Here is a 12,392-nt window from a genome sequence, read left to right as displayed (position 1 = left end):
ATGATCCAGACCAGAAAGGACGGAACGGATGGAGCGGATTAAGTCTAACGAGCGGGTACTGATCAACATCGGCCAGCACTGGTATTACACGACCGCGAGTCGCCTGTCACAGGTTATTCATGACACGATTAAAGCGGCGTTGGGGCCTGATCAGCATGAATTGTTATTCGTCTATTCGTTTACCACCAACAGCCGGTACAGCCTGATTACTGATGGCAAACGGCTTTGGCATTTGAGAATTAGCGATCATCGCCAAGCCGGTTACCAAGGTTTCAACTTTGATCTGCGAAATACTGCTAACTTTGGCGAACTCCGTGAAATGATTCGGAGCTGCCTAGCCAGCCCCAACAATACGCTGCGAGTGGGTGGCCTTGCTTACATGCTTTTGCTTGTCAAGCATACCGAGGTGATAGAAGACGAGCAGCACAACGTTCAAATAACGGTTGGTGATCAAGTCATCACCTTGCCGCTGAAGCGTCTGTCTATGCTGCTGGATCAGCTAAACCAACTTAAACTGATTACGACGGAAGAAACTGGGGCCGCCGTTGTTACTGCGCTAGGTGAGGGCGTGATAAAACGCCTGACGACACCAGAAATTTTACAACTGTGGCACGGCGACGGGTCGCTCGACTTTTCAGTCCGAACTATCTTGGAAGTGTTTGCAACCGGTTTGCCAAAAGAAGAAAAACTCAATATGATCAGTCCTTATAACACAGTGGTTGCGGTGGGTCTAAAAGGCAAACCGCACCGTTTTAGTATTCCTGGGCGGCTTAGAGGTGAATTGAAAGTCGGGCAAATCATCGCGGTAAGGGCCTCGTATCGGCAGCGCGCACTTGCCTGCATCGCGGAATTGACAACTGTCCCGAAGGAAGAACAATTAGCCGTTCACATGGGGTGGGTCAGTAAGCATCCACCCACGGAAGAAGAGATCGCTGCGTATCTGGCTGAGAAAGCGGACCAAGCAGAGATGTCTGACTAAAGGAGTATAGCCATGAAAAAAGAGCCTATCAAATCATCGGTTCTAGTCTATCCAACCATTTTCACCGAATTTAATGATGAAGACGGCCATTACTTTACAGTCACCAGCCCAAATATTAAAGGAATGGTGACCGAAGGAACAACGCGTGAAGAAGCGGCCATAGAGGCTGTGGATGCCATCGCAACCATGCTGGATGGTGAACCTTATCCACCAGTTCAAGATCCGTCGAATTGGACGTTGGCAGCTAATCAGAGCATTGTGTACATCACGGTCGATATGGCGCAGCTGAAATAGTTTTGAACCACACTACTAGTATCTTCATGAATGCATATTGCCAGTATGGTATAATTCGAGAGCGACGAGCGAAAAAAGTTGAACCGCTTCAACCATCGCTTCGGGAATGTCATATGCAGCCGGCAACAACAACGTCACTGATCGCCGCTGTATTTTCAATGAAAATTTCAAGGCGCAGGCGTAACGAGCCTGAACCTATCGAACGAGGAGATTATCATCCAGATGAAAGATGCACCCAGTTTTACCCCCATTCTGCTTGGCAGTGATATGAACGTGTACGGGATGGCGCGTTCGTTCCACGAGATGATCGGCGGTGCGATTGATGTTTATGCCCGTGAACAGCTTGCGCCGACGCGTCTTTCGCGTATCGTGAATGTCCATCTGATTAAGCAGTTTGATTCCGACCCCACGTTCATCGAAAAAATGCGTGAAATTGCCCACCTGCATGCGGCTTCGGCAGGTCGACTACTCTTGATTGCGTGCGGCGATACATACGCCCAACTGGTATCCAAACATAAAGATGAATTGAGTCAGTGGTTCATCTGCCCTTATGTTGACTATGATTTGCTGAAGCGTCTGAATAGCAAAGAAAGCTTCTATCAGGTGTGCGAGGAATATCATCTGCCATACCCGGCGACCAAAATCGTCACCAAGTCAATGTACGAAAGTAACGCCACCATCACGGCACCATTTGAATTTCCGGTGGCGCTTAAACCGACTGATTCGGTGGAGTGGTTGAACATCCATTTTGAAGGGCGTAAGAAGGCGTTCACGATCCACTCACAGGTTGAGTTAACCAATACGATTGCCAAGATTTATGACAATGGCTACACGTCCGATCTGATCTTGCAGGATTTTGTTCCTGGCGATGACAGCAACATGCGCACCATGAACTGTTACGTGGATCAATATCATCACGTTAAAATGATGTGTTTGGGCCACCCGCTGCTGGAAGATCCGACGCCGGCTTCAATCGGTAATTATGTCGCCATTATGCCGGCATTTGATCAGAAGCTATACGATCAGATCAAGGATTTCCTGGAAGCCATCAAGTTTACGGGTTTTGCCAACTTTGATATGAAATATGATCACCGCGACAACACCTTTAAGTTGTTTGAAATCAACATCCGCCAGGGACGCAGCAGTTTCTTTGTCACGTTAAATGGCTACAATCTTGCCAGCTGGCCGGTTCGTGATTATATCGTCGGCGATCTCAAGGATGCTCCAACAGTTTTCGGTAATGCTGACCGCAGCAAATACAAGCTATGGCTGGGCGTGCCGGAGCGGGTCTTCAAGCAATATTCCTCCGATAATGAAGCCAAGCGGGAAGCATTGCAGCTTATCAAAGAAAAGCGTTACGGGACGACGGTCTTTTACAAGCCGGATATGACCTTCAAGCGTTGGATATTGCTTAAGTACATGTTTCACAATTATGTCGGCCGGTTTAAGCAGTATTTTTCGGAAAACAAAGGTAATGTGTGATAGAATAGTTTTGTTAGGGATACCTAAACTTGCAAGGGGGCATTTCTGTTGGTTACTGAAAATGATTTAACGATTGAATCCGTGCATTATAATCGACTGCTGTTGGCGGTCGATGATGATGACGACGACTCCTCGCGCAAGGCATTGAACTACGCCTGCACGGTCGCCAAGATTTACGATATTCCGCTGGGGATTGTTTCGGTTCTGGAAACCGGCGATTTGAACATTTTCCAATCATTGACACCTGACGATGTTGATGCAGCACGGGAAAAGATGGCCAAGAACCTGAATACTTATGTTGAAAAAGCGCGTGATTTCGGCGTTCAAAAAGCCCAACCGATTGTAGCAGAGGGCCGTCCGGCGGCAGCGTTGCTTGATGAAGTCATTCCTGCATTCAAACCAGACTTAGTCATCATGGGTTCGCATGTTCGTCGCGGCCGGTTACGCCTCGGACACGTTGCAAGTGAAGTGGCACGTGATGCGTCGGTATCTGTTATTATCGTTCGCTAATATTGTAAAAGCATCACAATAAGCAGCCGTCGCGACTCCAAATAAGAGTTCGAGGCTGCTTTTTGAGCGCATACTGGCGTCGGATACCAAGCAAAAGTCTAGCGTAGGATAGACGCAATGCTGGAAGGTCACCTTTTAACCAACAGAAACGAGGCATCTCATGCATTATCAAAACATCAGCGTTGGCAAACTCATTCGCCGGGTCAGCCGCTTCACCGTTGAAATTGAATTGGACGGCATCACGACGCCAGTTCACATGAACAATACCGGCCGCAATAAGGAAATTCTGATTCCGGGCTCGCTTGCCAGTGTTCGCCATGTGGCCAATCCTAACCGTAAAACGCACTACGATCTTTTAGCCGTGCAGCGGCAAAATCGCTGGATCAATATTGATAGTCTGGCGCCGAACCACGTGGCCAAGGAATGCTTGGAAACAGGGACTTTGACACTGCCGGGGTTGGCATTGCCGTATACGGTTCATCCGGAGACGACCTGGCGCGATTCCCGGCTGGATTTTGCCGGCACAGCTGCAGATGGGCAGCCATGGTTTGTCGAAACCAAAGGCGTGACGTTAGCGAATGGCTCGTTAGCCGCATTTCCCGATGCCCCGACGACTCGCGCATTGAAGCATGTCCATACCTTGATGATGGCGCAGGCAGAAGGCTACCAGGCGTTTTTGGTGTTCATCGTACAGTTGCCAGATATTCAGGAGATGACCATTTATCGGGATCGTTTTCCCGAGCTGGTCACCGCGATCACCAACGCTAAGCAAGCCGGCGTTCGGGTGTTGGCATATGATACGGTAACCGGTCCCGATGCCATTACGTTAGGACACAAAATTGCCTTTGATGAACAGCTTCCGTTTACAGAAATCGACTTGGCGAGTTTGTGAAAAATGAAAACTCGTTCATAAAAATTTCATTTTGACTTGACAATTTTATTTAAGCATTGCTACCGGGTCATTAATCGTCCCTAGCCCTCAATCCTATGCAGATGAGGGCTTTTTTGATGGCGGAAAAATCGTGGACTCGAAGACGCTGAGTTCTTGGCGAAAAATGAAAATGAGATTCCGTGATTTGAATCACACACAAATGATCTTTACAATGGTTAGCATTGTTTCAATTCGATGACAACTGTTTCTTAAATAAGACGCCAAGTAACACAAGGCATAGCAAATAGCTTTAAGCAAACAGTACTGGGTACACGCTTGTCAAAAAGCGGTGACCCCGAGAGGAGAAGTGAACGGATGCAACACAAAATTGAAAGTGATGCAGAAACCAAAATCGAAGTCCGCGGGTTGACCAAGATTTTTGGTAAACGAATTAACCGCGCTAAGGAAATGCTGAAAAATGGCAAAACCAAGCCGGAAATTTTAAAAGCAACCGGCGCAACGGTCGGCGTTGATCGGGCGGACTTTTCGATTAAAACCGGCGAAATCTTCGTGATTATGGGACTTTCCGGATCCGGGAAATCAACGACTTTGCGGATGTTGAATCGGTTAATTGAACCGACTGCCGGTCAGGTACTGATTGACGGTGACGATATTGCCAAAATGGACAAACAAGGTATTCGCGAGATTCGGCGTAAGAAACTCAGCATGGTGTTCCAAGGGTTTGCACTCTTGCCGAATCGAACCGTGTTGCAAAATGCCGCTTTTGGTTTGGAAATTCAAGGTATGGATAAAGATGAACGCGAAACCAAAGCCAATAAAGCGCTCGACTTGGTTGGCCTGAACGGTTTTGCCGATCAATATCCGGACCAACTATCTGGCGGGATGCAGCAACGGGTTGGCTTGGCGCGTGCCTTGGCCAGTGATGCCGAGATCCTGTTGATGGACGAAGCATTTTCCGCGCTTGATCCGTTGAATCGTCGGGATATGCAAGATGAATTGCTGGATTTGCAGGAAGACATGCATAAGACGATTGTGTTTATTTCGCACGACTTGAACGAGGCGTTGCGGATTGGCGATCACATTATGATCATGAAGGACGGCGAAATTGTCCAGATTGGCACGCCTGAAGAAATCCTGAGTCAGCCAGCCGACGATTACGTTGAGAAATTTATCGAAGGCGTGGATCGCAGTCAGGTTTACACAGCGGCTAATGTCATGATTCGGGCCAATACGGTCAACATTGACAAGGATGGTCCGCGGTTGGCGGCACGGCGCATGCGGGATAACGAGATTTCCAGTTTGTATGTGGTGAATACCCAACGGAAACTGGTCGGGATTCTGGATGCGGATGATGTACGAGCGGCGATTGATGCCGGCAAGAAGGATCTGAAGGATATCGTTAAAACCGATGTGCCGACAACCAAAATGGATACGCCACTGGCCGATCTGCTTGACGCGGTTTCCACGACTTCGGTTCCGTATGCCGTTATCGACGATCGTGACCGGTTACGCGGCATCATCATTCGCGGTGCCGTCTTAGGGGCACTGGCAGGACAGGAGGTCAATGTCAATGTTTAATCTTTTCATGAATATCCCGACCATACCGTTGGCCCACTGGATCGATTCATTCGTGGCCTGGTTAACCCAGTTTTCAGGGTTCTTCGGGGTGCTGACGAACTTCATCGGCAGCATTGTGAACGCGTTTCAGGCAGTGTTTGATTTGATTCCGATTTGGCTGTTCATCGTGTTGATTATGGCACTGACTTGGTATCTGAAACGGGATCAGAAGTATCGCAGTCTATTGATTTTTGAACTGCTGGGTTTACTGCTGATTTGGAATCTCGGTTTCTGGCGCGACATGACCCAAACGCTCACCCTTGTGTTAACAGCCAGTCTGTTAGCCATTGTGATCGGTATTCCCCTTGGTATCTGGGCCGCGGAAAGCAAAACCGTGTCCGCCATCGTGAAACCACTGATGGACTTCATGCAGACCATGCCAGCCTTTGTTTATTTGATTCCGGCGGTGGCGTTCTTTGGCATCGGGATGGTGCCCGGGGTGGTTGCCTCGGTGATCTTTGCCATGCCGCCAACGGTTCGGATGACTCAGCTTGGCATCGATCAGGTGCCGGCTGATCTGAACGAAGCAGCCGTTGCATTTGGCGCGACCAGTTGGCAGCAGCTTATCAAGGTGCAGCTGCCGTTTGCCCGCGGCACGATTATGGCCGGCATCAACCAAAGTATGATGCTGGCACTGTCGATGGTTGTTATTGCGTCCATGATCGGGGCGATGGGCCTGGGAACCAAAGTCTATTTTGCCGTTGGACGTAACGATGCTGGCGGTGGCTTTGTCGCCGGCCTTGCGATTGTCATTTTGGCGATCATTTTGGACCGGATCACCCAAAGCCTCAACCGCACACGCTAGGAGGTGGCCGTTTGCGTTTTTATAAAAAGATCATTGCAACCATGGCGATGATGGCAAGTGTCTTGCTGCTGGCGGCATGCAGCAGCACCCAGCCTAAGTACGATGCCAACAAGCCACTAGGGCCGCAGATCAATTACACGATTACAGGGATTGATGCCGGTGCCGGGATTATGACCAGCACGGATAAGGCGCTGAAAGCATACGGTCTGGGAGATAAAAATTGGCAGCTGCAGCCGAGTTCAACCGCAGCCATGACCAGTACGTTGAAAAAGGCGATTGCCGACAAACGGCCGATTGTAGTCACCGGCTGGACGCCGCACTGGATGTTCACGAAGTTTCCGTTGAAGTTTCTGAAGGATCCTAAAAATGTTTATGGTAAAACCGAGCAGATCCATACGATTGTGCGTAAAGGACTCAAGCAGGATGACCCGCAAGCCTATCAGGTATTGGATCAATTCCACTGGACGCCAAAAGAAATTTCCAGCGTGATGCTCGCCGTCAACAATGGTCAGGATCCGGCTGATGCTGCCAAAGACTTCGTCAAGAAGCATCCCAAGCAGGTTGCTGAATGGACAAAAGGTGCGAGTCATGTCAACGGACATCCTAAGTTGACGTTAACGTACATTGCCTGGGATTCGGAAATTGCCTCCACCAATGTCGTAGCAACGGTCTTGCGCCAAGTCGGCTACAAGGTCACGATTCGCGCGATGGAGCCGCAGCCAGTCTGGGCATCGGTGGCCACCAAGGCCGCAGATGCGCAGGTTTCCGCGTGGTTGCCGAACACGGCGGCCAAGTTATACGCCGATTACAAGAACCAAGTCGTTGATCTTGGCGTCAACATGGACGGTGCCCGCGTTGGGTTGGCTGTGCCAAAGTATATGAAGAACATTAACAGTATTGAAGATTTGAAGAAATAGAAGATCGTTAACGCCAAGGGAGTCGCTCGCAAGATTGCGGATGGCTTCCTTGGTTTTTTTGTTGGGTGGGTTAATGAGCAGATGGCTTGCCTTCTGGGCTTTTAATGACTACGATAACCGCGAAGAAGTATCTAATGTTATGAAAAGTTAACTCATTCGTAACAGTTTTTCTTGAAGTGTTCACCACAACGCGTTCATCGGCGCAGTTTCATATACGCACCGGTTCACGTTCACTTAAATGAGGAGGGTTTCTGATGGCTGAGACGATAAAAGCCGGAATTGCTGCATTGCGGACTTTGGAAAGTTGGGGCGTGACCCATCTTTACGGCATTCCCGGCGGTACGTTTAATAACATGATGTATGCGCTGGATGAAGAGCAGGCGCGGATCAAATATATTCATGTCCGGCATGAAGAGGTCGGGGCGCTGGCAGCCGTTGCTGATGGTAAGCTCACCGGTCATATTGGCGTGGCATTTGGATCAGCCGGCCCCGGAGCGACGCACCTTTTCCAAGGAATCTATGATGCCAAAATGGATAAAGTGCCAACGCTATTCTTGGTAGGCCAGGTCGAACAGCGGTTTATGAATGCCGATTTCTTCCAGGAATTGGACGAAGATCCGATGTTTCAAGACGGCGCTGTTTATGCCCGCACCGTGACTACCGCGCGCAGTCTACCCCACGTGATCGATGAGGCCATTCGCCGCGCTTATGCCGGTCGTGGTGCTGCCGTGGTGATCATCCCCAACGACTTGCCGGCAGAATCGATCCCGGCTGACGGGTATTATAGCGCCGCTGAAACGCATGCAACGCCGGTTTTGGCGGCCGGCAGTGATGAGCAGGTTGATGCAGCTTTGCGGCTGATCGGTGCGGCTTCCCGGCCAGTGTTGTATGTCGGCCAAGGAGTTCGCGGTGCGGCCGATACCGTCATGACGCTAGCCAAAAAGTTACAGATGCCAGTCATTACCACCGCACTCGGTAAACCGATCATTCCGTATGAGTTTGAAGCGTTGCTGGGATCGGCTGCTCGGGTTGCGTCGAAGCCGGCTAATGAAGCGTTACGAGTTGCGGACCTCATCATGTTCGTCGGCTCCAACTATCCATTTGCCGAAGTGATGTTCTCGCCTAAAGCAAAGTTCATTCAGATTGAAGCGGATCCAAAAACGCTTGGCAAGCGTCATCACACCGATGTGGCCATTTTGGCAGATGCACCGGCAACGCTGAAGAAAATGATTGCCCGCAGCGATGATGCCCCAAGCAGCGGCTGGTATCAGGCAAACGTCGACAACGTGAAAAACTGGCATCAGTACAACGATGATATGATGCAACGGACTACTGGTGACATGCGGTTTGAACCAGTTTTCGGTCAAATTAACCGGTTAGCGACGGATGATGCGATTTTCGCTATTGATGTCGGCGATGTAACGCAGAATGCCGTGCGGCTGCTGAAAGTCACGGGACGTCAAGCTTGGACTACCAGTGGTTTGTTTGCCACCATGGGCGCTGGCTTGCCAGCAGCTTTGGCGGGACAGTTGAGTTTCCCTAAGCGGCAGGTATTCAATTTGACTGGCGACGGCGCGGCAGCAATGGTCATGCAGGATCTCGATACCGAAGTGCGGTACCATTTGCCGATTATTAATGTGGTGTTCTCCAATAATGCTTTAGGTTATATCGAAGACGAGCAGGAAGATGACGGCCATGAGTGGTTCGGTATCGACATGCCCCCGATTGATTTTGCGACGGTCGCGAAAGGCATGGGAATGACGGGCATCACGGTGACGCAGGTATCGGAACTTGCCGACGCATTTGACGAAGCCGAGGCTAATCGCATTGCCGGCAAACCGACGCTGATTGATGCCAAAATTACCAATGAACGGCCAATTCCGGTTGAGCACCTGCAACTGGATCCTGACCGCTTCGATGCCCCGACCATTGCAGCGTTCAAGAAGCGTTACTATGCGGACAATTTGGTGCCGTTCAGTGAATTTTTGAAGGCGCATCACGTTCCGGTTGAATAATTGTGTGTGAGTAGGGAAAAACTCAGGCAATGAGTTTCGTGCCGTGCCAAACTCCGCAATCTCCGGCCAGATGGGGCTGGAACGCTGTGACGGCGCTTTGAGCTCGCACAACCCGCGATCTCAAAGTCGCCTAACAACATCAGCGACAAAAACCGGTCGCTGTGTTGTTTCCACAGCTGAGCCCCATCAGGCCTCCGATTGCTCCGCTTTGGCACTAGTGATTGAACAGTCAGACAAATCATTTGAACGTAAATTGTAAATCAACGTGCGCCGTAATGGTTGCACGTTCTTTTTTATGTTGCGGGGCTGTTGCCTGCTGCTCAATTTTAATGTCACGACGAACGCAAAGCACAATCAATGGTTGCGCCGCCCGAAAATGGTATCATGTGACTTAACCGGGCAATTCGTCTATGGCGTGAATTGTCTCGTGACTTAAATGACAGGATGGCCTAACAGGATGTTTTCTGCTGAAATTATTATGAATCCAAGTGCGGGTAATGCACGCTGGAAGAAGGAGTTGCCGGCGTTGTTGGTGCTGCTTAAATCGCACTTTGCGCCGTTGCGGGTGAACCGAACCCAACAGCCAGGTGATGCGCAGATTGTGACCGAGAAATTGCTTAAAGCCTATCATGGTCGTCTTGACGAACTACAACTGATTGTCATCGGTGGTGATGGCACGTTGCATGATGTTGTGAATGGATTACAACGCTGCGGTCATCCCGAAGTGGCCATTGGTTATGTTCCGACGGGTACGGGCGATGACTTTGCGCGTGCTCAGCAAATACCCTTGGATCCGAAAAAGGCCGCGGCGGCACTGGTCACCGCTATGCCGCGACCGGTGCGGATCGGGGTTGCGACTTCCGCCAAATATGGGACTCAGTATTTCATCAATAATTTTGGGATTGGCATGGACGCGCAGATTGTTTACCAAACTAATCATTCGCTGCACAAAGGGACGCTAAATGCCCTCAAGTTGGGCCAATTTGCTTACGGCGCCAGCATTTTAAAAGCGCTGCGGGTGCAGAAAGGTTTCGCGGCAACGTGGCAAGTCGCCGGGCACTCTGAGAAACACGCTGATAACGCCTATTTGAATGTTTTTACCAACCATCCGTTTCTCGGCGGCGGTATTCGCCTTTTCCCGGACGCAATGGATCAACGCCAGCGGTTATCACTGGTCCAGGTTCGCCGCGAAAAGCTTGGCACCTTGCTTCAAGTCGCGGCTGCCATTTTAAGCGGCCGATCGGTTCATCGCGCTATCCACCATCTCGAGGCCGATCAATTTGATTTTGTCACGAAGGCTACGGTGCCGATTCAAATGGATGGTGAGGAGTACACGACGCCAATTGCGGTTACGCTGCGGCAAACGACACAGATGTTCTTATTGCCAATGACCAACTAAAAAGTCCCCGTCGACAGTCGATGTTTCAGACTGTTGATGGGGACTTGCGATTTGCTCAAGTCGCTGTTGGGGTGGGCTTGCCAGCCGGTTAACGCTTACGCACAAAGATCAATTTTGAGAACAGATAATTGGCCACCACGATGATAACTTGATCGAGAATTTTGACCAGAATCTCATTGCCATGCAGCCAGTCAACGCCGACGATCATGATGAAGTTGTCTAGCAGCAATGACACGCCGCGAAGAATCAGGAAGCTGGTCAGTTCGAACCAAAATTTTTTCTTGCTTGAATAGTCGCTGTGGAAGACGACACTTTTATTGGCAAAAAACGCAAAGATAACACTTATGATATTCGCAGTGGTATTGGTTAACACCAAGCCGATGCCAAAGTAGCGCATCACGAAAAAAGTGACAAAGTTGATGAGGGTTGTGAGGCCGCCAATGAATAAGTAGTTGATGATCATTTCGTAGCGGCGGTAAAGTTGAATCAGGGTTTTCAAGGGAATGTGCTCCTCTAGCATTAAGTTTGGCACGCGTGCCGGCCCGAATAATGGCAACTCGTCACAGTATACCATGCAACGCAGTGGGGCGTTAGCCGGCGAATGATCAAGTGACTTGCACTTTTGCACGCCTTTGTCTTACAATTAGTAAGTGGATTCGAACGTTATTTTTGTACTGTAAGCGCGCTTGAATCTCAGCAAATTTCAGGGTATCCTTTTCCCAAGGAGGGTGACGATGACAAAATCTAGTAAGCAACAACCGCCGCGCAAGCATCGCTGGCTTTGGCGGACGATTTTCACGCTCGGTATCCTTCTTGGCTTAGCGCTGGTCTTCAATGAACCGATTAAGTTATTTGTGGTTGATCATTTAAGTCAGACAACGATGGCGCATATTGATCGGGACACGGTTGACAAAAACGAAAAGAAGCACGCGACGTTTGATTTTAAAGGCGTCAAGGCGTTGGACATCAATACGGTCGGTAATGCGGCGATCACGCGTAATCTGCATCCCATCGGCAAAATTGCTATTAGCAGCGTTAACCTGAAGCTGCCGATTCTCAAGGGTTTATCCAACGATAACCTGAGTGCCGGCGCCGGAACGATGAAGGCCGATCAAAAGATGGGCGAAGGGAATTACGCGTTAGCCGGTCACTATATGACCAATCAAGGCATCCTCTTTTCGCCATTAAAGAACGTTAAAAAAGGCGATACGGTTGTTATCACGAATATGAAGCACATCTACACGTATAAGGTGACGACTAAACAGATTGTTAATGAGACCCAAGTCCAATGGATCGATGATGTGGCGGGCAAGAAACTGATCACGTTGGTCACATGTGCGTCACCGACTGAAGGCGAAGTGGATCGGATCATTGTTCAAGGCGAGCTGCAAACAGTTAAAGATGCCAACAGTCATAATTTGAAAATTTTCTTATAATTTAAGCAAGTGTGAGCGAATGCTTGCACTTTTTTTCTTTTTGCGG

At 49.6% G+C, this 12,392-nt stretch carries 12 protein-coding genes; 11 read left to right on the top strand and 1 reads right to left on the bottom strand.

The features are described 5' to 3' along the window. The first annotated feature begins 28 nt into the window (after positions 1 to 28). The 10 genes from LACSTY_RS10265 (at position 29) to LACSTY_RS10220 (ending at position 10,910) form a co-directional block, all read left to right on the top strand. Positions 29 to 979, top strand: a complete 951-nt coding sequence (locus tag LACSTY_RS10265) for a hypothetical protein (RefSeq protein ID WP_087912573.1) — start codon at positions 29 to 31, stop codon at positions 977 to 979. A 12-nt stretch (positions 980 to 991) separates the two neighbouring features. Then, entirely contained in the window at positions 992 to 1,273 is a 282-nt protein-coding gene (locus LACSTY_RS10260; protein ID WP_087912572.1) for a type II toxin-antitoxin system HicB family antitoxin, read from the top strand. Between the two features lie 222 nt (positions 1,274 to 1,495). Beyond that, on the top strand, positions 1,496 to 2,755 hold the full coding sequence (locus LACSTY_RS10255) for a carboxylate--amine ligase (RefSeq protein WP_087912571.1): 1,260 nt from the start codon (positions 1,496 to 1,498) through the stop codon (positions 2,753 to 2,755). 48 nt (positions 2,756 to 2,803) lie between these two features. Then, positions 2,804 to 3,265 (top strand): universal stress protein, encoded by a 462-nt coding sequence (locus tag LACSTY_RS10250; RefSeq protein WP_087912570.1) that lies wholly within the window; start codon positions 2,804 to 2,806, stop codon positions 3,263 to 3,265. 160 nt (positions 3,266 to 3,425) lie between these two features. Then, on the top strand, positions 3,426 to 4,157 hold the full coding sequence (gene sfsA, locus LACSTY_RS10245) for a DNA/RNA nuclease SfsA (RefSeq protein WP_087912569.1): 732 nt from the start codon (positions 3,426 to 3,428) through the stop codon (positions 4,155 to 4,157). A gap of 354 nt (positions 4,158 to 4,511) precedes the next feature. Next, a complete protein-coding gene (locus LACSTY_RS10240) occupies positions 4,512 to 5,735 on the top strand; it encodes a quaternary amine ABC transporter ATP-binding protein (protein ID WP_049169143.1) in 1,224 nt (407 codons plus the stop codon). Further along, entirely contained in the window at positions 5,728 to 6,579 is an 852-nt protein-coding gene (locus LACSTY_RS10235) for an ABC transporter permease (protein WP_087912568.1), read from the top strand. Before LACSTY_RS10240 ends, LACSTY_RS10235 begins: the two co-directional genes overlap by 8 nt. Before the next feature lie 11 nt (positions 6,580 to 6,590). Continuing rightward, the gene (locus tag LACSTY_RS10230; RefSeq protein WP_087912567.1) at positions 6,591 to 7,496 is read left to right on the top strand and encodes a glycine betaine ABC transporter substrate-binding protein; all 906 of its coding nucleotides are present in this window, start codon (positions 6,591 to 6,593) and stop codon (positions 7,494 to 7,496) included. 254 nt (positions 7,497 to 7,750) lie between these two features. Then, a complete protein-coding gene (spxB, locus tag LACSTY_RS10225; protein WP_087912566.1) occupies positions 7,751 to 9,511 on the top strand; it encodes a pyruvate oxidase in 1,761 nt (586 codons plus the stop codon). Positions 9,512 to 9,968: 457 nt separating this feature from the next. Continuing rightward, the gene (locus LACSTY_RS10220) at positions 9,969 to 10,910 is read left to right on the top strand and encodes a diacylglycerol/lipid kinase family protein (protein ID WP_087912564.1); all 942 of its coding nucleotides are present in this window, start codon (positions 9,969 to 9,971) and stop codon (positions 10,908 to 10,910) included. An 88-nt stretch (positions 10,911 to 10,998) separates the two neighbouring features. Here the strand turns inward: LACSTY_RS10220 and LACSTY_RS10215 are convergent, their stop codons facing one another. Beyond that, positions 10,999 to 11,409, bottom strand: a complete 411-nt coding sequence (locus tag LACSTY_RS10215; RefSeq protein ID WP_087912563.1) for a GtrA family protein — start codon at positions 11,407 to 11,409, stop codon at positions 10,999 to 11,001. A gap of 235 nt (positions 11,410 to 11,644) precedes the next feature. Here LACSTY_RS10215 and LACSTY_RS10210 point away from each other — a divergent pair, with 235 nt between their 5' ends. Beyond that, a complete protein-coding gene (locus LACSTY_RS10210) occupies positions 11,645 to 12,346 on the top strand; it encodes a class A sortase (RefSeq protein WP_049169139.1) in 702 nt (233 codons plus the stop codon). Positions 12,347 to 12,392 lie beyond the last annotated feature (46 nt).

The organism is Lacticaseibacillus styriensis (assembly GCF_030770295.1).
Classification (GTDB): domain Bacteria; phylum Bacillota; class Bacilli; order Lactobacillales; family Lactobacillaceae; genus Lacticaseibacillus; species Lacticaseibacillus casei.
The sequence above is the reverse complement of the archived record's forward strand: the minus strand, read 5'-3'. Positions and strand labels throughout refer to the sequence as shown.